Origin of the sequence: Thalassospira sp. A40-3 (assembly GCF_015871485.1) — a bacterium.
In the GTDB taxonomy this organism is placed as follows: Bacteria; Pseudomonadota; Alphaproteobacteria; order Rhodospirillales; family Thalassospiraceae; genus Thalassospira; species Thalassospira tepidiphila.
The window spans coordinates 734,869-755,655 of record NZ_CP065428.1 but is presented as its reverse complement, the minus strand read 5'-3'; the positions used below and the strand labels follow the sequence as shown (position 1 = coordinate 755,655).

Annotated in this window: 19 protein-coding genes; 13 read left to right on the top strand and 6 right to left on the bottom strand. The window is 55.3% G+C overall.

Features of this window, described 5'->3' with window-relative positions:
- Nucleotides 1-2 precede the first annotated feature (2 nt).
- The 9 genes from IT893_RS03375 to IT893_RS03335 all read left to right on the top strand — a co-directional run bounded on the left by IT893_RS03375 (nucleotide 3) and on the right by IT893_RS03335 (nucleotide 12,060).
- Nucleotides 3-1,424 (top strand): FecR domain-containing protein, encoded by a 1,422-nt coding sequence (locus IT893_RS03375; RefSeq protein WP_197146825.1) that lies wholly within the window; start codon nucleotides 3-5, stop codon nucleotides 1,422-1,424.
- A gap of 55 nt (nucleotides 1,425-1,479) precedes the next feature.
- The gene (locus IT893_RS20270) at nucleotides 1,480-3,738 is read left to right on the top strand and encodes a CHASE2 domain-containing protein (protein WP_197146824.1); all 2,259 of its coding nucleotides are present in this window, start codon (nucleotides 1,480-1,482) and stop codon (nucleotides 3,736-3,738) included.
- Between the two features lie 103 nt (nucleotides 3,739-3,841).
- A complete protein-coding gene (locus tag IT893_RS03365) occupies nucleotides 3,842-4,864 on the top strand; it encodes a low specificity L-threonine aldolase (RefSeq protein WP_197146823.1) in 1,023 nt (340 codons plus the stop codon).
- A 74-nt stretch (nucleotides 4,865-4,938) separates the two neighbouring features.
- A complete protein-coding gene (locus IT893_RS03360; protein ID WP_197146822.1) occupies nucleotides 4,939-5,958 on the top strand; it encodes a low specificity L-threonine aldolase in 1,020 nt (339 codons plus the stop codon).
- Nucleotides 5,959-6,364: 406 nt separating this feature from the next.
- Complete coding sequence (locus IT893_RS03355; RefSeq protein ID WP_063087351.1) at nucleotides 6,365-7,972, top strand: ABC transporter substrate-binding protein; 1,608 nt, start codon at nucleotides 6,365-6,367, stop codon at nucleotides 7,970-7,972.
- 116 nt (nucleotides 7,973-8,088) lie between these two features.
- Nucleotides 8,089-9,099 carry an ABC transporter permease subunit gene (locus IT893_RS03350; protein WP_063087349.1) on the top strand — a complete coding sequence of 337 codons (1,011 nt, stop codon included), beginning with the start codon at nucleotides 8,089-8,091 and terminating at the stop codon, nucleotides 9,097-9,099.
- Nucleotides 9,100-9,112: 13 nt separating this feature from the next.
- Nucleotides 9,113-10,048, top strand: coding sequence for an ABC transporter permease subunit (locus IT893_RS03345; protein WP_064782134.1), 936 nt, complete (start codon nucleotides 9,113-9,115; stop codon nucleotides 10,046-10,048).
- 3 nt (nucleotides 10,049-10,051) lie between these two features.
- Complete coding sequence (gene dppD, locus IT893_RS03340; RefSeq protein ID WP_064782135.1) at nucleotides 10,052-11,065, top strand: dipeptide ABC transporter ATP-binding protein; 1,014 nt, start codon at nucleotides 10,052-10,054, stop codon at nucleotides 11,063-11,065.
- A complete protein-coding gene (locus IT893_RS03335; protein ID WP_008891559.1) occupies nucleotides 11,065-12,060 on the top strand; it encodes a peptide ABC transporter ATP-binding protein in 996 nt (331 codons plus the stop codon). Before dppD ends, IT893_RS03335 begins: the two co-directional genes overlap by 1 nt.
- A 113-nt stretch (nucleotides 12,061-12,173) precedes the next feature.
- Here the strand turns inward: IT893_RS03335 and IT893_RS03330 are convergent, their stop codons facing one another.
- The 6 genes from IT893_RS03330 to IT893_RS03305 form a co-directional block, all read right to left on the bottom strand.
- Nucleotides 12,174-12,821 (bottom strand): LysE family translocator, encoded by a 648-nt coding sequence (locus IT893_RS03330; RefSeq protein ID WP_064782136.1) that lies wholly within the window; start codon nucleotides 12,819-12,821, stop codon nucleotides 12,174-12,176.
- 78 nt (nucleotides 12,822-12,899) lie between these two features.
- A complete protein-coding gene (locus tag IT893_RS03325; RefSeq protein WP_197146821.1) occupies nucleotides 12,900-13,403 on the bottom strand; it encodes a cupin domain-containing protein in 504 nt (167 codons plus the stop codon).
- Between the two features lie 101 nt (nucleotides 13,404-13,504).
- A complete protein-coding gene (locus IT893_RS03320; RefSeq protein WP_197146820.1) occupies nucleotides 13,505-14,002 on the bottom strand; it encodes a copper chaperone PCu(A)C in 498 nt (165 codons plus the stop codon).
- 75 nt (nucleotides 14,003-14,077) lie between these two features.
- Nucleotides 14,078-14,551 (bottom strand): DUF2946 family protein, encoded by a 474-nt coding sequence (locus IT893_RS03315; protein ID WP_197146819.1) that lies wholly within the window; start codon nucleotides 14,549-14,551, stop codon nucleotides 14,078-14,080.
- 154 nt (nucleotides 14,552-14,705) lie between these two features.
- Nucleotides 14,706-16,103, bottom strand: coding sequence for a class II fumarate hydratase (gene fumC / locus IT893_RS03310; protein ID WP_197146818.1), 1,398 nt, complete (start codon nucleotides 16,101-16,103; stop codon nucleotides 14,706-14,708).
- Between the two features lie 161 nt (nucleotides 16,104-16,264).
- Complete coding sequence (locus tag IT893_RS03305) at nucleotides 16,265-17,110, bottom strand: DeoR/GlpR family DNA-binding transcription regulator (protein WP_256430719.1); 846 nt, start codon at nucleotides 17,108-17,110, stop codon at nucleotides 16,265-16,267.
- 177 nt (nucleotides 17,111-17,287) lie between these two features.
- Between IT893_RS03305 and phnD the strand changes: the two genes are divergently transcribed.
- The 4 genes from phnD to phnE (IT893_RS03285) all read left to right on the top strand — a co-directional run bounded on the left by phnD (nucleotide 17,288) and on the right by phnE (IT893_RS03285) (nucleotide 20,787).
- Nucleotides 17,288-18,286: a phosphate/phosphite/phosphonate ABC transporter substrate-binding protein gene (gene phnD, locus IT893_RS03300; protein ID WP_082923482.1), complete on the top strand. Its 999-nt coding sequence runs from the start codon at nucleotides 17,288-17,290 to the stop codon at nucleotides 18,284-18,286.
- Between the two features lie 82 nt (nucleotides 18,287-18,368).
- Entirely contained in the window at nucleotides 18,369-19,166 is a 798-nt protein-coding gene (gene phnC / locus IT893_RS03295) for a phosphonate ABC transporter ATP-binding protein (protein ID WP_008891551.1), read from the top strand.
- Nucleotides 19,163-19,969, top strand: a complete 807-nt coding sequence (gene phnE, locus IT893_RS03290; RefSeq protein ID WP_008891550.1) for a phosphonate ABC transporter, permease protein PhnE — start codon at nucleotides 19,163-19,165, stop codon at nucleotides 19,967-19,969. Before phnC ends, phnE (IT893_RS03290) begins: the two co-directional genes overlap by 4 nt.
- Entirely contained in the window at nucleotides 19,963-20,787 is an 825-nt protein-coding gene (gene phnE / locus IT893_RS03285; RefSeq protein ID WP_008891549.1) for a phosphonate ABC transporter, permease protein PhnE, read from the top strand. The genes phnE (IT893_RS03290) and phnE (IT893_RS03285) overlap by 7 nt, the downstream gene beginning before the upstream one ends.

Sequence of the window (20,787 nt, the reverse complement as noted above, 5' to 3'; positions counted from 1 at the left end):
TGATGCATAAGGCCAAATATTCGCCCCTGAAATCGAATGCGACAATCCGTCGATTTGCCGGCAAAACGCTGCTTTGCGCACCTTTGATTGCCGCAACAATCTTGATGGCGCCAAAACCCGCCAGTGCAGAACTTGAAGCCGAAATGGCGGGCGTCTCGGCCGCTGTAACCGGCGAAATCACACTTTCCAAAGTCACCGGCGAAGTCGGCATTCTGGTTGAAAGTGGCATGCCGGTCTATCTGGGGGATCGGATCGTTACATCGGCCAACTCGGGCATGCAGGTCCTGTTGCTTGACGAAACGGTCTTTACCATCGGCCCGAACAGCGACGTTGCGATTGACGAGTTCGTCTATGACCCGGCCACCGGCGACGGACGCATTGTCGCCGATATGGCCAAAGGTGTGATGCGCTTTGTCACCGGCAAAATCCCGCTCAACAATCCATCGAGCATGGATGTGAACCTGCCGGTCGGCTCCATCGGTATTCGCGGCACCATTGGCCTGATCCGCTCCATGACCGCCGAACAAGCAAACGAAATCGTGCCGGGCAGTTTTGATACCACCGACGCAAACACCGCAAACCAGCTGGTTTTCATGGCGGTGAACCAAGGACCCGGTCTTTCGCGTAATGACACGACATCACGGCCCGGCGCCTTTGCCGCCTTTAACCAGAATGGCGGCTCACAACGCGTGACTGGCGAAAATTTTGGCGTCTTTGTTTCAGACAACAATGTCACCACGCCCACACGTTTCCCGACCAGTGCCGCAACGTTTGATTTTTCAGCAAATGTTGTCCGCACCGCATCACTTGGTGGTGGCTCGGATTCCGGTGCAGGTGCAAACTCGACCTCATCCACCACGCAGCAGCCTGTTGTCACGAGCCAGCAAACCGGACAGGCGCAAAACCAGACCGGCGCAACCAGCGCGCAGGCCGTTGACGTCGCCATGGCGCAAATTGGAACAGTCAACAGCGCCCAAAATGTCGCTGAAACCACGTCGATCCTGAATAATAATCTGGTCAACAATACAAGCAGTTCAGGCGGCTCATCTGACCCATTTAACTATGACGGACTTCGTCAGGTAATGAGTGGTAGCGCCACAACAGGCACCTTGAATGTCAGTGGCGGCGGAATTTCTTACAGTTTCTCGACAACGGTCGATTACGCAAACAGAAAGATCGATGTTTCATTTACCAGCATCAATGATGGCGTAGGGACAGGAGGATCGGCATCCTTTTCCGGTTTCGACTACTCAGCAAGTTCCGGAAATGTCGCCTTCGACAACAGCGCTTTTAGCTATAACGCCGCCTGCAATACGATGAACTGTAATCCGTCTGCGACATTTACGGATGCGACACATGTCGATTTCAATGTGAAGACCACGAACGTTCCGAACGGAAATGCATCATCCGGGACATTGAATTGATCCTCTTGATCCTTCGATCAAAGGCACAATCATGGGTCTGAGAAAATTCGGTCTTATGACCGGACTGCAATATATCGTTCCGCTGGCCATACTCTTCACCTGCATCATTTTGCGCTGGCAGAATGTGCCGGTGATTGATCAGCTGCGTTTAACGGTTTTCGATCTTTATCAACAAATTGCACCGCGCGCTTATGAAGATGTCGGCGTGCGGATTGTCGATATTGATGAGCGCAGCTTGGCAAGTGAGGGCCAATGGCCTTGGCCGCGTACCAAGCTTTCGGAATTGCTTTATCGCCTGCGCGCCAATGGGGCGATTGTTGTTGGCTTTGATATGGTTTTTGCCGAGCCTGATCGTACATCACCATCACGCGTGATCGACGATTGGCCGCAAAGCACCGAACGTGACCGTATTGCGGAAATGGCAAAGGCCTTGCCCGACCACGACCAGCTATTTGCCCAATTCATCAAGGGTACTGGCAACGTGGTCACCGCGGTTCAGCTCCGCAATGGTGAGTTTGATGCCCTTCCCCGCCAGGTCGGGAATTTCAGTGCAGCCGGCGAAGCAGGTCGCACGCTTTCGGATTTCGTTCCGGTCTTGCCAAGTGCAGCCAAAAACCTTGATGTTATCGAGGCGGCTGCAACTGGCAATGCGCTGGTGAACGTCTCGCCAGGTCAGGACGGGATTGTACGCCGTGTACCGTTGATGGCTGCCATCGATCATGAACAGCCAGGGATTGGCAAGCCGGTCTATCCGACACTCAGCCTTGAGATGCTGCGCGTTTTACAAAATGCCCCCAAGACCATGCTGGTGCGGATGTCCGGGGCGAGCGGCAGCACACGCTGGACCAACTCGGAAGGCATCGCGTCCGTTCGCGTTGGTGCCCTGACCATCCCGACGGATCGTGCCGGGTATATGTGGGTGCATTTTACCGGCCATCAGAAGGACCGGTACCTGTCGGCGACAGATATCCTTAACGGATCAGTCGGAACCGACATCCTTCAAAATAAAATGGTCCTGCTGGGGACGAGTGCGGCCGGGTTGCTTGATTTGCGCTCCACCCCGCTTGATCGCGTGATCCCCGGGGTCGAAGTACATGCCGAGATGCTTGAACAGATGCTGCTTGAGCATTTCCTTACCCGTCCCTATTGGGCGGCGGAGGTCGAAATGCTGGTCCTTCTGATCGTCGGCATGTTTTTTATTCTGGCAGTCCCACGGCTTGGTGCGGTCTGGCCGGCGGTGATTGGTCTGGCGATTGCCACCAGCGCGATCGGCATTTCCTGGTGGGCCTACTCAGATAAACTCGTACTCATCGATCCGCTCTATCCGATTGTCGGTTTGGCAGCCGTCTATCTTGCGACCAGTTCGCTTGGTTTCATGCGCACCGAAGGTGAACGCCGTCAGGTGCGCGCCGCCTTTGCCAACTATCTGTCACCGGCATTGGTGGCGCAACTGGCCGAACATCCCGAGCGTCTGAAACTGGGCGGGGAAACCCGTGACATGACCCTGATGTTCTGTGATGTCCGCGGATTTACCGCCATCTCGGAAGGTTTCAAATCCAATCCACAAGGCCTGACACGCCTGATCAACAGGCTTCTGACACCGCTGAGCGACTGCATCCTGAACCGTGAGGGCACGATTGATAAATATATGGGCGACTGCATCATGGCGTTCTGGAACGCGCCACTGGATGTTGAAAACCATGCCCATAATGCCTGTGACAGCGCGCTTGCGATGCGACATGCGCTTGAAAAGCTTAATGACGAGCGCAAACAGGAAGCAGAACAGGCCAATGAGCCCTTCCTGCCGCTCAATGTCGGCATCGGGATCAATTGCGGCGATTGTCTTGTCGGCAATATGGGATCGGATCAGCGCTTTGATTATTCGGTGCTGGGCGATGCGGTTAACCTTGCATCCCGGCTTGAGGGACAATCAAAGAACTATGGCGTCGATGTCGTTCTGGGCGAGGATGTTGCCAAACGGATTGGTAATGATTTCGCACTGATCGAACTCGATTTGATCACCGTTAAGGGCAAAAGCGAAGCACTGCATGTCTTTGCCCTGCTGGGCGATAAGGACATGGCGGCATCAGCGCAGTTCAAAAACTTCGCCGATTTGCACGCGGCCATGCTTTCGGCCTATCGCGCCCGAAACTGGGATGAGGCCGAAAATTTGATCGCAGAATGCCAGCAGGCATCAAGCGATTTTGCGAAGCTTGGCGACCTTTATGATCTTTACGCCAGCCGCATCGCTTTGTTCAAAGAAACGCCCCCACCAGCCGATTGGGATGGCGTATTCATCGCCACCAGCAAATAGCTTACTTGCCAAGCACGCAAAATCCAAACAATCTTGGCCAACCACCAAACAGCATTGCCTTGCCAAACTGCGCGCCTTTTTACGTCATCCCTTTGAGGCCCCAATGAACTTTTCATCTGACAATGTCACCCCGATCTGTCCGGAAATCCTTGCGGCTATCGCCGCCGAAAGTGATGCCAGCGCCCTGCCCTATGGCGCGGATGACAAAAGCCAAAAGCTTGATGCTGCTTTTTCAGAATTGTTCGGGCGTGATGTATCCGTCGTGCCGGTTGCAACCGGAACGGCGGCCAACGTCATTGGGCTTTCTGGGCTGGTTTCGCCGTTTGGCGGCGTGGTCTGTCATCACCACGCCCATATCAATGTCACGGAATCCACAGGTGTCGCCTTTTACGGCGGCGGGGCGAAGCTGCTGGGGATTGACGGGCCTTCGGCAAAGATCGAAGCAGACGCACTGGATGCCTATTTGACCAACCATGTTTCAAACGGCATGCATTCGGTTGATCCGGAATGTGTTGCGATCACGCAAAGCACGGAATTCGGTACCGTCTATGGCGTTGATGAAATTCAGGCGATTGGATCGGTTTGCCAAAAACACAATATGCGGCTTTTCATGGATGGGGCGCGTTTTGCCAATGCGGTTGCCGCCCTTGATTGCCCCCCATCTGAAATCACTTGGAAAGCCGGTGTTGACGTCCTGAGCTTTGGCGCGACCAAGAACGGTGCGTTGGCTGTTGATGCGATCGTACTGTTTGATCCGAAACTCCGGCGCAAAACGGAACAGAACCGCAAGCGCGGAGGCCATCTGTTTTCCAAGCACCGCTATCTTGCCACACAGCTTCTGGCTTATCTTGAAGATGATTTGTGGCTGCGCAATGCCCGTCACGCCAACGCAGCCGCACAGGCACTCGCCAAATCCCTTTCAAGCATGGGGGCAAAGCCGGCCTTTGTTCCCCAGGGGAACGAGCTGTTTATTCTCATGACCAATGTGTTGGCCGAAAAGCTCCGCGATGCAGGTATTGTATTCCGCCCCTGGCCGTCACTTGGTCCGGATGCCTATCGGTTTGTCTGTGCCTGGAATAGTCCGATCGAGATGATCGAAGCCTTGCCGGAAACCGTTGGTCAATAGCACAGCCTTGCCATGCCGCCCGGTTGCATGTGATATCACCGCCCCAATGCCACCAAAAAACGACGAGATTTAAGATGAATTTTGCCTCGGACAATGTATCGCCCTTTTGCCCGGAAATTCTGGAAGCCCTGACAAAGGACGCGTCTGTCAATGCGCCGGCCTATGGCGGTGACGATCTCAGCCAGCAACTCGATGCTGCCTTTTCCGAGCTGTTTGACAAGGAAGTTGCCGTCATCCCGGTTGCAACCGGCACTGCGGCAAACTGTATCAGCTTATCTGCGCTTGTTTCGCCTTATGGCGGGGTGGTTTGCCACCATGAAGCCCACATCAACGAGGATGAAAGCACGGGCGTTGCCTTCTTCACGGGCGGCGCAAAACTTTTGCCGATGGATGGCCCTGCGGCAAAGCTTGAAGCAGATGACCTTGATGGCTTTGTCAGCGGTCTGGTTGATCGCGGTGTGCATTCGGTGTCGCCTGAATGTGTGGCGATCACACAGGCGACTGAACTTGGTGCGGTGTACACGGTTGATGAGGTCAAGGCGATTGGCGAGGTCTGCCGCAAGCATGATCTGCGCCTGTTTATGGACGGGGCGCGTTTTGCCAACGCGATGGCACATCTCAAATGCCATCCGGCCGACGTCACCTGGAAGGCCGGCGTCGATGCCCTCAGCTTTGGCGCGACCAAAAATGGTGCGATGGCGGTTGATGCGATTGTTCTTTTTGACACCAGCCTGAAACCCCGGATCGAGCAGGCGCGCAAACGCAGTGGCCACCTGCATTCCAAGCACCGCTATCTGGCGACCCAGCTTCTGGCCTATATCAAGGATGATGTCTGGCAGAAAAATGCCGCCCATGCCAACGCAGCAGCGCAGGCCCTTGCCGACGTCCTGATCAAACAGGGCGCGTCACTTACGCATGCGGCAGAGGGCAATGAGCTGTTTGTCAAAATGTCCCCGGATCTTGCCGGAATACTGCGTGATGCCGGTCTGATGTTCCACGGCTGGCCATCGCTTGGTGCCGATGTTTATCGATTTGTTGCGGCGTGGAACGCGGATATCGTGCAAATCACCAAACTCAATACCACTCTAGGGTAGAAATTGAGGCTAAAAGGCCGGGTGAAATCAAACGAATCATTATGATTCAATAAGATATGAATCGTTTAAAAGCACATTTTAAACACGTGATTTAGCGATTTCACCGGCTGAGCCTTGAAAAAAATGCACTGCTGCAATGATGAAACCGGACAGTGAATTTCATAAAAATAACAAATACTTGACTTAAATTCATCATTCGAACCTGTGGCCGCACTACGTAAAATCCCGCAGGAACCGTTGACGATACGCAGAAACCCTGATTACTTTCCCTCGTCGATTGCCAACATTCATACCTGTTGGATCGGGTAAACCTCGTCCGTTGCAAAATATGCTGTCAAACGTGACCGGATCAAATGTCACGCGGACAGCATTGATTTGCTCGGACCAGCCTTGAGGGAGGCATTTAATGAAAGCGAATTTCGTCAAAGTGGCACTTGGTGCAGGCCTGCTTGCAGCCACCGCACTTGCTGCTCCGACTGCCGCTTCGGCAAAAACCCTGGTATATTGCTCGGAAGGTAGCCCGGAAGGCTTCAACCCGCAGCTTTACACTGCAGGTACGACCTTCGATGCGTCTTCGCGTCAGGTCTTCAACCGCCTCGTACAGTTCAAGCGCGGTACCACCACCATCGTTCCGGGTCTTGCGACCAGCTGGGACGTTTCGGCTGATGGTCTGGAATATACCTTCAACCTGCGTGAAGGCGTGAAATTCCACACCACCGAAGACTTCACCCCGACCCGTGATTTCAATGCTGATGACGTGATCTTCACCTTCATGCGTCAGTTTGACACCGAGCACCCGTATCATGGTGTTTCGGGCGGCGGTTACGAGTACTTCAACTCGATGTCGATGGGCGACCTGGTCAAGGACATCGTCAAGGTTGACGATCAAACCGTCAAATTCGTGCTGAACCGTCCGGAAGCACCGTTCATCGCCAACATGGCCATGGACTTCGCATCTGTTCTGTCGGCTGAATATGCTGACAAGATGATGGAAGCAGGCACCCCGGAAAATGTTGACCTGAACCCGGTCGGCACCGGTCCGTTCCAGCTCGTTGCCTATCAGAAAGATGCAGTTATCCGTTACAAAGCATTCCCGGAATACTGGGAAGGCAAAGCAGCAATCGATAACCTGATCTTCGCAATCACCCCGGACAGCACCGTTCGCTACCAGAAGCTGAAAGCCGGCGAATGCCATGTCATGCCGTTCCCGAACCCGGCCGATCTGGAAGAGATGGAAGCAGATGCCGACATCAACCTGATGAGCCAGGAAGGTCTGAACGTTGGCTATCTGGGCTACAACACCCAGAAAGAACCGTTCACCGACCCGAAAGTCCGTAAAGCACTGAACATGGCGATCAACAAAGACGCCATCATCGAAGGTGTTTATCAGGGTGCCGGTTCGGCTGCGAAAAACCCGCTGCCGCCGACCATCTGGTCTTACAACAACGACACCGTTGATGACCCGTATGATCCGGAAGCAGCCAAAGCGATGCTGGCAGAAGCTGGTTATCCGGACGGCTTCACCACCGACATCTGGGCGATGCCGGTTCAGCGTCCTTACAACCCGAACGCACGCCGTATGGCTGAACTCGTTCAGGCTGACTGGGCTGCAATTGGTGTGAACGCCGAGATCGTATCCTACGAATGGGGTGAATACCTTGATCGCACCAAAAAAGGTGAACAGGGTACCTTCATGCTCGGTTGGACCGGTGATAACGGTGACCCCGACAACTTCCTCGCAGTTCTTCTTGGCTGTGACGCAGTTGGCAGTGCGAACCGTGCACAGTGGTGCAACGAAGAGTTCGACAACCTGATTCAGCAGGCAAAAACCACCTCGGACGTTCTCGAGCGTACCCGTCTGTACGAAGAAGCTCAGCTGGTCTTCAAACGCGAAGCACCGTGGGCAACCATCGCACACTCGATCGTGTTCGAACCGATCCGCAGCGAAGTTGTTGACTACAAAATCGATCCGTTCGGTGGTCACATCTTCTATGGTGTAGATCTCGCTGAATAAGCGTATCAAAACCTGATCAAAGAGGCCCGGTTTTCCGGGCCTCTTTGCAATTTCGCAAAAGAGAGAGACGTCCGCCTGCATCCTTATGTGTGCGGACACAATAAAGGCCCGATGGCATGCTAGGATTCCTGTTTCGCCGTTTGGGGGACATCATCCCGACCTTCTTCGGTGTCACCCTTTTGGTATTCTTCCTGATCCGCCTCATTCCCAGTGATCCCATCCTGATGATGGCTGGTGAACGTGGTGTCGATGCTGAGCGATATGCAGAGCTTCAGGCTCAGTATGGTTTCGACCAGCCACTGATCGTTCAGTATTTCGATTATCTGATGGGCGTATTCCAAGGGGATCTTGGCAAATCCTTTGTCACCAAGAAACCTGTTCTGGACGAATTCCTGACCCTGTTCCCGGCGACGGTCGAACTTGCAGTCATGGGTATCCTGTTTGCTGTGATCCTTGGCATTCCGCTGGGGGTGCTTGCCGCCATTAATCGCGGGAAGTGGCTCGACCACCTGACAATGTCTGTATCCCTTACAGGCTATTCGATGCCGATTTTCTGGTGGGCGCTGCTTCTGATCATGTTCTTCTCAACCACCTTGGGCTGGACGCCGGTCTCGGGTCGAATATCGGTCATGTATTTCTTTGAGCCGGTGACCGGTTTCATGCTGATCGACAGCCTCCTGAGCGGTGAGAAAGGCGCTTTCACCAGTGCACTCAGCCATATGATCCTGCCTACCGTTGCGCTCGGCACAATCCCGATGGCGGTGATTGCGCGTATGACGCGCTCCTCGATGCTGGAAGTGCTGGGCGAGGAATATATCCGCGTTGCACGCGCCAAAGGTTTGGCACCGATGCGGGTAATCATGGTTCATGCGCTGCGTAATGCCCTGATCCCGGTGATCACGGTGATCGGCCTTCAGGTCGGCGTGCTGCTGGCTGGTGCAATCCTGACGGAGACGATTTTCTCTTGGCCGGGTATCGGCAAATGGATCATCGAAGCCATGAACCGTCGCGACTATCCGACCATTCAGGGCGGCATTCTGATGATTGCCTTCCTTGTGATGGCCGTGAACCTGATCGTTGACGTTCTGTACGGGATTATTAACCCCCGTATCCGTTACAAGCGCTAAGGAGAGCTGTGAGATGAGCGAGAACACCACCCCGTCCGCAGCACAGGCCTCAAACGTTGCCGAAGCAGCCGTTGAGCCCGTCGGCGCACCGCCGAGCCCGATGCGCGAAACTTGGGACTATTTCAAAAAGAACCGCGGTGCCTTTGCCGGTCTGATCGTCATTGCGATCATTCTGTTTCTGGCCGTGACCGCACAATGGATCGCACCGTTCGATCCGGTCGCACAGGACCGTACCGCGTTTCTGAAACCGCCGATCTGGATGGAAGGTGCCGATCCCCGTTACATCCTTGGCACCGATGCGGTTGGCCGTGACATCCTTTCCCGCCTGATCCACGGCGCTCAGTTGTCGGTTTCGATCGGTGTCGTCGTCGTGATCCTGTCGATGATTGCCGGTATCGTGCTTGGCATGGTTGCCGGTTACTTCCGCGGCTGGATCGAAGTCGGCGTCATGCGCCTGATGGACATCATGCTGGCCCTGCCCAGCCTGATCATGGCACTTGCGATTGTTGCCATCCTCGGCCCGGGGCTTGAAAACGCGATGCTGGCGATCGCCATCGTCCAGTTGCCGCACTATGTGCGCCTGACACGTGCCTCGGTCGTATCGGAACTTAACAAGGAATATGTCATCGCATCGCAGATTGCCGGTGCCGGTCATGTCCGCCAGATGTTCGTCAACATCCTGCCGAACTGTATGGCACCGCTGATCGTGCAGGGCACGCTTGGTATTTCAAGTGCGATCCTTGATGCTGCTGCCCTTGGCTTCCTTGGCCTTGGCGCGCAGCCGCCGCTGCCGGAATGGGGCACCATGCTGTCCGAGGCCCGTGAATTTGTGGGCTCCGCTTGGTGGGTAATCACCTTCCCCGGCCTTTGCATCCTTGTCACCGTGCTTGCCTTCAACCTGATGGGTGATGGCCTGCGCGATGCCCTTGATCCCAAGATGAAACGGTAAGTCATGGCTCTTCTCGAAGTAAAAAACCTGACAGTCGAGTTCGGCTCCGAAGACAAGCCGTTTCGTGCTGTTGATTCCGTAAGCTATTCTGTTGATCGCGGCGAAGTCCTTGGCATCGTCGGGGAATCCGGTTCTGGTAAATCGGTTTCATCGCTTGCCGTGATGGGTCTGATTGATTTTCCTGGCCGCGTTTCGGCGGATGCCCTTACCTTTGATGGTCAGGACCTGATCACCATGCCGGCAAAACGCCGCCGCGAGATCACCGGCAAAGACATCGCCATGATCTTTCAGGATCCGATGTCGGCACTGAACCCGTGCTTCACGGTCGAAGCCCAGATCATGGAGGCCCTTAAGGTCCATGAAGGCGGCAACAAGAAGCAACGCCGTGAACGCACGCTTGATCTTTTAAACCAGGTCGGCATTCCCGATCCGAAGTCGCGCATGACCGCTTACCCGCATCAGCTGTCAGGCGGCATGAGCCAGCGTATCGTCATTGCCATGGCGATTGCATGCAACCCGCGCCTTTTGATTGCCGACGAGCCGACCACGGCCCTTGATGTGACCATTCAGGCCCAGATCATCGATCTGTTGCTGAAACTGCAAGAAGACAGCGACATGGGCCTGATCCTGATCACCCACGATCTGGCACTGGTGTCGGAGGCCGCCAACCGCATTCAGGTGATGTATGCCGGTCAGCTGTTTGAAAGTGGCCCGGCTGACAGCATCTTTGCTGCCCCGCGCCATCCCTATACGCAGGCACTGCTCGAAGCGCTGCCGGAACGTTCCGAAGGCCATGACCGTCTTCGTACCATCCCCGGCGTGGTCCCCGGTCAGTACGACCGCCCGCAGGGATGCCTACTGGCACCGCGTTGCCGTTATGCCAATGAACACTGCGTGAAATCGCGCCCGGAGGTCACCGACTTCAATGGCCGCGATGTGCGCTGCTTCTATCCGCTAAACGATCAGGGCCAGCCGACCGGCCTGACCGCTGATACGACCACCGGGGAGACTGTGTAATGAGTTTTCTGGATACCAAACCCGGTGTTCCGCTTCTGGAATCCGATGATCTTGTCCGTCACTACGAGGTCAATCGTGGCTTTGGCAAACCCAGTGCCATGGTCAAGGCGCTTGATGGTGTTTCCTTTACGCTTGAATCGCAAAAGACCCTTGCGGTGGTCGGTGAATCCGGTTGTGGCAAATCGACCCTTGGCCGTCAGTTAACCCTGATCGAAAAGCCGACCTCGGGCGCGCTGAAACTGAACGGTAATGCTGTTGGCAATCTGTCTGACAAGGAAGCCAAGCAGTTCCGCCGCACCGTTCAGATGATCTTCCAGAACCCCTATGGATCGCTGAACCCGCGCAAAAAGGTTGGCCAGATCCTGGCCGAGCCGGTTCTTTTGAACATGGATAATCTTGGCCGCAAGGAACGTGAAGAACGCGTTCATGCCACCATGGCAAAGGTTGGCCTGCGTCCGGAATTCTATCAGCGTTATCCGCATATGTTTTCCGGTGGTCAGCGTCAGCGTATCGCGATTGCCCGTGCCCTGATCCTTGAGCCGAAAGTCATCGTCGCGGACGAGCCGGTATCGGCCCTTGATGTATCGGTACAGGCACAGGTTCTGAACCTGATGATGGACCTGCAGGAAGAGATGAATGTCGCCTATGTTTTCATCTCGCATGATCTTTCTGTCGTCAGACATATTGCAGATGACGTCATGGTGATGTATCTCGGTCGCGTCGCTGAAAAGGGACCAACTGACGAGATCTTTGCCAAGCCGCTGCACCCCTATACACGGGCGCTTCTGGCGTCGGCACCAAAGATCGATCCGACACAACGTGTGAAGGCAGAACCGCTGACTGGCGAGTTGCCATCACCGATCAACCCGCCATCGGGCTGTGCGTTTCATAAACGCTGCCCGTTTGCGACCGAGGAATGCGCAAAAGTTCGCCCGGAACTGCGCAATTTCGAGGGCCGCGAAGTGGCGTGTCATCGGGTCGAAGAAATCGCCTGACAACAGGCGATCGCCCGGAAAGCCTAACAGCTATCCAGGTAGACAAGGGAGCAAGGGGGCGCGCTTTTAACAAAGCTGCGCCCCTGCGCATTTCTGAGGATATCTTGCCTGAATTAGGCCGTCGTGCGTGACCGGTCGGTGAGTGCCAGCAAAACACCCGCCCCGACCAGAAGCGTGCCCGAAACACGGTTGAGCATCCGCATATGTCGGGCTGACTTGATCAGGCCCTTGACCTGCCCGCCCAACAATCCATAGGCCAGCAAAACGCTGGTTTCCATGGCAATGAATGTCACGCCCATGACCGTGAATTGCGGCCCGTATGCCACAGCCGGATCAAGGAATTGCGGGAAGAAGGCCGTAAAGATCAGGATCGCCTTGGGATTGCCAATCGCGGTCAGGAACTCGGTCTTTGCCAGATTAAACGGCCCCGGATTGACCATAAGCTCGGCCGGGCCAGTCGTTTCATCACTGTCATTGACCTTGGCAAACCAGCTTTTAAGACCAAGCCAGACCAGATAAACCGCGCCACCCCATTTGATCACAAGGAAGGCTGTTTCACTCGCAGCAAGCACCACACCAAGCCCGGCCGCAGTCACCACAATCATCAGGGCAAAGGCAACAATACGGCCAATTCCGCCCACTGCAGCAGACGATACGCCATACCGCGCGCCATTAAACATCGCGAGAAGATTATTAGGACCGGGCGCCATCGCCAACGCGATTGCCGCCCCGGCAAAAAGAAGCCAGGTGTCGAGCTGCATGGGGCTATTCCTGTATTTCGGGGCTGGCGGCCACGCCAAACAACCCCAAGTTGGTGACGTCGTACTTTCGCCTGAAAATCAGTCGCGCGTCAATGCCGCAATCAGCTCGGACGCGGCAGGCCATTTCGCTGTCAGTGCCGCGCGTTTGCCCATAGAGAAATCGGCAAAATCAAAGCCCGGCGCAACGGTGCAGCCCAAAAGCGCAAACTTGCCGCCGGGCTTAAGCCGCGCCCCCTGCCAGACATTTTTCGGCACCACCATTTGCGGTTTCTGCCCGGCCAGCAAATCCTTGCCGATCTCGACCCGCTTGTGCGTGCCGTCCTCAAACAGCTGAAGCTGTTCGACGGCATCCCCGATATAGTGATGGAAAATCTCGTCACTGGTCAGGATATGCATGCCTGAAAAAGTATCACGCGTCAGAAGGTAATAGATCGCCGTTCCCGTGCTGCGCACCCCCAGATACCGATTGCCGGGATTACAGGTTTCAAACGCCCTGAAGGTCTCGGCGTAATAGCCACCCTCCGGATGGGGTTGCAGGCCAAGCTTGGCGATCAGATCGTCAATAGTGATGTCGTCAGACATGGTGGGCTCCCTGTAACCGACCGTTTTGGTTGCCCCATCATGACGAAAAAAGGGGGTCGGCGCAAACCTTCCCCCTTTGAATATTCGGCTGCCGTGCAACCTTAGTTGCTGTTCATTTTCATCTTGCCATGACCATGCCCCATGCCGGCACCACCGTTCGGCCCCATCGCCATGGTGTTGAGAACATCAATAGTCACAGGCACATCACCGGCCTTCTCGAATTCCAGTGTGATGTCGATTTTCTCGCCTTCTTCAAGCGGCTTGTTCAGGCCAATGAACATGACGTGATAGCTGCCCGGTTTGAACTGCACAGAGCCATGCATTGGCACCTCAACACCACCCTGAACTTGGCGCATCTTCATGACATTGTTTTCCATGATGTGGGTGTGAAGTTCGGTGCGTTCCGCAAGATCACTGCGCACGCTAACAATGCGGTCGGCAGCCCCGGTATTCACAACATCAAAGAAGGCCGCACCATTGCGCACCATGCCCTTGGATGCCTTGGCCCAGGCATCCTTGACTTCGATATCGGCGGCAAAGGCGTTGGTAACGATAAACAGCGACGCCACGGTCGCAACAATTGCAAAAAGCTTTTTCATGATATTCCATCCAATTAGCAGCCTGCATCCGCAGGTCTGCGATTTCAGTAATCGTGTTTTGATCAGTCTTTGAAATCAGATGGAAACCGGGGGTGCCCGGGAATGGCGACCGCGCGGGATGTCATTGACCGCGACAAAGGCAATCGCCTTGGCATAGCTGACATCATGAATGACCGGCACCGGCGCGACATAGGGCAAATCAATTGCCGCCATCGCCCCGTGATGGTTTGCACAAAGCGGGCAAAACGCATGGGCCGGCATTTCGTCGGTTTGACCGGACGCATTTGATGCCACGACACCTTCAAGCGTATCAGCAGATACAAGCTTGATGCCAGCCGGGGTGCAAATCAGAACGTAATCACCACCCGGTGCGATTTCCGCCGCGGATGCAGTCGCAATGCCGGTGGCCTGCCCGCTGAGAAATGCTGGGACCAGCCCGGACTGGGTGACACCCGCAAACAAGACAACAAACGCCACCAGCCATGTCTGAACGACACGGCGCAGGGAAATTCCGCCCGAACGGCGGTTATGGCGTTTGCACGTTATCATGGGTTGGATATGCCCGATTTAAACCACACCTGCAATGACATTGATCATTGCAGGGGGTCTGTTTTGTCCAGTCGTCTTCATACTTTTCATCATGCGGAAACATAAGGCCGGGTGCGATGCCCGGCCTTGCTTTTCGATGCTTTAAAACATCACATCAGATCATGTCGCGGGCCTGAACCAGCTCATCAAAGCGATCGCCATCAAGGAAACCAAGCGCGATGCAGGCTTCCTTCAGGCTGCTGCGTTCCTTGTGCGCCTTCTTGGCCACGGCCGCCGCATTGTCATAGCCAATATGCGGTGCCAAGGCGGTCACCAGCATCAGGCTTTGTTCGACATAGTGCGCAATCTTTTCCTGATCGGCCTCAAGCCCGGCAATACAGTTATCGGCAAAGCTGACCGATGCATCGGCAATCAGGCGGATCGATTGCAGAAGGTTATAAATGATCACCGGCTTGAACACGTTAAGGTCCAGATGACCGTTCGAACCACCCACCGTGACCGCAACATGATTGCCCATCACCTGCGCGCACACCATGGTCAATGCCTCGGCCTGGGTCGGGTTGACCTTGCCCGGCATGATCGAGGATCCCGGTTCATTGGCGGGCAGGACAAGCTCACCCAAACCACAACGCGGCCCGGAACCAAGCAGACGGATATCATTGCCGATTTTCATCAAGGACGTCGCCAGTACATTCATGACACCTGACATCTCAACACAGGCATCATGGGCGGCCAGTGCTTCGAACTTGTTTTCCGCCGTTTTAAACTCAAGACCGGTGATCTTTGAAACCTGTTTGGCAAATTCGACATCAAAGCCATCCGGCGCGTTCAGCCCGGTACCAAGGGCGGTGCCCCCCTGTGCCAGTTTGCGCAGGCGTTTAAGCGCATCGTCGATCCGGTCCAGGCCGAGTGCGATTTGCGCAGCATAGCCGGAAAATTCCTGCCCCAGGGTCAGGGGCACCGCATCCTGCATGTGGGTGCGGCCGATTTTGACGATATCGCCAAATGCTTCGACCTTGGCGTCAAGGGTCGAGCGCAGGTGTTTAAGGGCGGGTTTCAGCTTTTCCTCGATCTCGACCACGGCGGCGATATGCATGGCGGCCGGGAAACTGTCATTCGATGACTGGCCACGATTGACGTGGTCATTGGGATGGACCGGTTCGCGCTTGCCCATCGGCTTGCCCAAAATTTCGCACGCCCGGTTGGCGATGACTTCGTTGGTGTTCATATTGGTCTGGGTACCCGATCCGGTTTGCCAGACAACAAGCGGGAAGTGATCCAAAAGCTTGCCTTCGGCCACTTCGGATGCGGCGGCCTCAATCGCCTTGGCCAGTTCCGGATCAAGATTATCAAGGGCGGCATTGGCGCGTGCCGCGGCCAGTTTTTGGATCCCGAACGCCTTGATCAGGGCATCTGGCATACGTTCACCGCCAATGCGGAAATTCTGTCTGGATCGCTGGGTTTGCGCCCCCCAATACCGATCAGAAGGCACATCAATTTCGCCCATGGTGTCCTGTTCGGTACGGGTGGTCACTGGATTGGTCACGATCATAATCCTCCGTGTCAGAAACAAACTGACCGGGGCGGGAACCCGGCATTCAACACAATAACGCGCTGTGCCGGGAAATATGGTTTGGAATCAGGACGAACGCAAACTCAACCGCGACCAAATTGCGGTTTGACGGATCTATTTATCGGTTCAGGCCAGTCGGTTCAGGCCGGACCATGTTTTTCATCACACCACGCCAAAAGCCGTATTCCCGCCCGTTCAAGCTGGGATGCGAATTCCGGTTCGGGTCGGCGATCCGTGATGATGCCGGTAAGCGCTTCAAGCGGAGCGACATTTTCCAGATAGCGTTGATCAAACTTCGTATGATCAACCATCAGCCAGGTTTCATCCGACCGTTCCATCATCGCGCGTTTGACGGCCACCGCCCGGCGGTTAACGTCACTAAAGCCCTGCCGCGAAATTCCCGATGCCCCGATAAAGGCAATATTGGCGTGAAAACGGCGCAGATATTCGACGGTATCGTTGCCATAGACCGCGTTTTCGCGACGGTCAAACTGGCCCGGGCACATCAAAACATCATCGTGATCGGCAAGTTCGGCCATGCCATGCACCACCGCATAGCAATTGGTCAGAAACGTACGCGGCAGTTTTGTCGTGCGGGCCGCCAGAAACGGCGCAATCTGGGCCACGGTTGATCCGGCATCAATCATTGCCACATCGCCGGACCGCACCATGTCAGCCGCCAGCATGCCAATCCGTTCAAACCCGGCCACAGCCGATAACTGGCGTTCCGCCAGATCGGGCTGATGGCCCATGGGCCGCGCCGATGCACCACCGAACTCGCGTTTGATCAATCCATCACGACTCAGCGCGTCAAGATCACGGCGGATGGTTTCGGTTGCAACATCGAATCGCTCTGCAAGTGTGGCAACTCTCACATGAGGGTGAACCTGTAACTCTTGCAGAATACGACGCTGCCGCTCTTTTTTTCCCAAACGCAAAGCCACATCCCCCTCAATTATGGCCGGTTTTGTGCCAATAGCGCGCATCTTAGCAACCCTGAGCGAAACCTTTTGTTACAGTTTTGTGTTGATTTTCCAACTTTTTCAAATTCATAATGTTGATTAAAGTAACAATAAAAACAACAAAACCACATTAAAAACAACAAAACCACATTCAAAAACGGCGGAAAGCCGTCATTCACAGGGAAGAAAGGTTCGAAAACAGTGTTTTCAATTCCGAAAAAAACCGACAGTTTAAAGCTCACCACCCTCCTTGCCGCAATCGGCATGGTCGGCATGGCATCCACCCCGGCCGCGGCGGCAGATGACTGCATCGCACGCGGCGATCTTGACCCGATGTATTGCGACATGGACGGCGACCTTGTTGCCGATGCCCCGCCCGCAGACCAGCAGGTTGATCCGGACACCCTTGTCTTTGCATATACCCCGGTCGAAGACCCGGCGGTTTATGCTGATATCTGGGACCCATTCCTGCAGCATCTTGAAGAAGTAACTGGCAAGGACGTTCACTTCTTTGCCGTTCAGTCGAACTCGGCAGAAGTCGAAGCCATGCGTTCAGGCCGCCTGCACGTTGCCGGCTTCTCGACCGGCCCGACCCCGTTTGCCGTCAACCTTGCCGGCGCGGTTCCGTTCGCCCTGATGGGTGCGGATGATGGTCGTTTTGGTTACACGCTTCAGCTCTACACCCGTGTAGACAGCGGCATTGATACCCCGGCTGACCTTAAGGGCAAACGCGTTGCTCATACCTCGCCGACTTCGAACTCGGGCAACCTTGCACCGCGTGCACTGCTTCCGGGTCAGGGCATCGTTCCTGAACAGGATTACGAAGTTGTCTATTCCGGTTCGCACGATCAGTCGATCCTGGGCGTTGTCGCCGGTGACTATGACGCCGCCCCGGTCGCGTCCGAAGTTGTCGAACGTATGGCCCAGCGCGATCTCTATGATCCGAACGAAGTCAAAATCATCTATGAAAGCAAGCCTTTCCCAACCACTTCGTTCAACTATGCCTACAACCTGAAGCCGGAACTGGTCGAAAAGATCAAGGAAGCCTTCTTTACCTTTGACATGAAGGGCACCGCCCTTGGTGAAGAATTCAAGGGTGTGTCGAAGTTCCTGCCGATCACCTATCAGGAAGACTGGGCGGTTATCCGCGAAATTCAGGCCGCCAACGGTGTGAAATACACCCCGGACAACCTGAAGTAATTCCTGATTTTCCAATCGATCCGAACTTTGCAGGGCCTGCCTTGGCAGGCCCTGTGCCACCCATTTCATTCGGGGTAACGCAATGCTGCGTATCAAAGAACTTGTAAAACGCTATGGCGAAGAAAAGGCAGTGTTGAAGAACCTGAACCTTGAAGTGCCGGGCGAAAGTGTTGTTTCCATCATCGGCGCATCAGGTGCGGGCAAAAGTACCCTTCTGCGTTGTATCAACCGCCTTGTCGAACCGTCTTCGGGCTCCATTGAACTCAATGGCACGGAACTGACCAAGCTTGAAGGCAAGGCGCTGCGTCTGGCACGCCGTCGCATCGGCATGGTGTTTCAGGGCTTCAACCTAATTGACCGTTTGACGGTGATGGAAAACGTCCAGTCCGGTCGCCTTGGCTATCTTCCGGCGTGGCGCGCAGTCACGCGCAAATATCCGCAGGAAGACATTGATCGCGCCTTTCATTTGATGGAACGCGTCGGGATCGCCCATTATGCCGACAAACGTGCCGATGAACTTTCCGGCGGCGAACGCCAGCGTGTCGGTGTGGTCCGCGCCCTGATGCAGGAACCTGAAATCCTGCTGGCCGATGAACCGACCGCATCGCTTGATCCGAAAACATCGCGTCAGATCATGGAACTGCTGCGCGCGCTCGCATCCGAGCTGCACCTGCCGGTTCTGATCAACATCCATAACGTCAACGAAGCCAAGGAATATACCCAGCGGATCGTTGGCATGCGCTTTGGCCGCATCATTTTCGATGGTGAACCGGTCGATCTGACCAATGACGCCATGGACGATATTTATGCCGGTGTGCCCGCCGAAGAACGCGGCGACGCCGAAAGCAGCACCCACCTGCGCGAGGTCGCCGCACGATGAGCAGCACCGTTCAAAAAACGGGCCGCACATGGAAGAAGCCCCCCTTTATCGCCAACCCGATGTTGCGCTGGGGACTTCTGATTGCTGTTGTTGCCTATGTCTGGTGGGCCATCACAACCCTGCCATTCGACTGGGAGCGCATCCAGGACGGTGTCCCGCGTGCGATCCGCATCTTTAAGGGCGCCTTCCCGCCAAGCTTCATCCGTGGCGAGTTGCTGTTTGACGGCTTTATGGAAAGCATCAAGATCGCCATTGTCTCGACCCTGCTTGGTCTGGCACTGAGCGTTCCGATTGCCTTTGCATCGGCGTCAAACATCGCACCGAAATGGCTTTATACCATCGGGCGTGGCGTGATCATCGTTGCCCGTTCCTTCCACCCGGTCATTGTTGCGATCCTGTTTGTCAAAGCGGTCGGCTTTGGCCCGCTGGCAGGCATTCTGACCCTGACGGTCTATTCCATCGGTTTCGTTGCAAAAATGCTGGCCGAACGGATCGAAGAAATCGATTGGGGTCAGGTCGAGGCGATCCGTGCTGCTGGCGGGGCGACATTCGTCACCCTTCTGTATGCCGTGATCCCGCAAATCATGCCCCGTCAGATCGGTCTTTCGATCTATCAGCTTGATAGCAACCTGCGCGCGTCTGCCATTGTTGGCATCGTTGGTGCGGGCGGTATCGGATCGACCCTTCTTAATGCCTTTGGGCGTTATGACTATGACTTTGCGCTGGCGATTACCCTTTGCATCATCGGTGTGATCCTTGTCAGCGAGGCCATCAGCGGCCGGATCAGGAGGAACCTATGGTAGCCACCACCCAACCTACCGGACCGGAAGCAATCGCCAACCGCGAATGGTCCCGCTACACCACCAAGGAACGCTGGCGGCGCTATGGCCTGACCGCACTGGTCGCGCTGGCCGTTGTCTGGTCCTTGTCGACGATCAACATCATCTGGCCGTGGCTTTGGGATGCCCCGGAACAGATGGGCGATCTGTTTGCCCGCATGTTCCCGCCGTCTCTTGAAGGCTGGCAGGAAATCGGCTGGACACTTTTGGAAACCGTCAATATCGCAACCATTGCGACCTTCTTTGCCGTGTTCCTGTCCCTGCCAATTGCACTGATCGCAGCCCAGAACACCACGCCGAACCGTTTCACGCTTTGGCTTGGCCGGTTCATTCTGGTGTCATCGCGTTCGGTCAACACCATCATCTGGGCGCTGCTGTTTGTGGCTGTGTTCGGACCGGGTGTTCTGGCCGGTATTCTGGCGATCATTTTCCGGTCGCTTGGCTTCCTTGGCAAATTGCTGGGCGAAGCAATCGAGGAAATCGACCGTGCCCCGATCGAGGCACTGGAATCTGTGGGCGCATCGCGCTTCAAGATTCTCGTCTATGGCGTCATTCCGCAAGTCATGCCGACCTTCTTTGCCGTGTCCATTCTGCGCTGGGACATCAACCTGCGTGAAAGTACGGTTCTGGGTCTGGTTGGGGCTGGTGGTATCGGCATCATCCTTCAGGGGGCGATTGATACCTTTGCATGGCAAACGGTTGCCACGATCCTTCTGGCAATCATTGGTCTGGTCATAATTGGCGAAGCCATTTCAGCTTACCTGCGTAAAAAGGTGATCTAA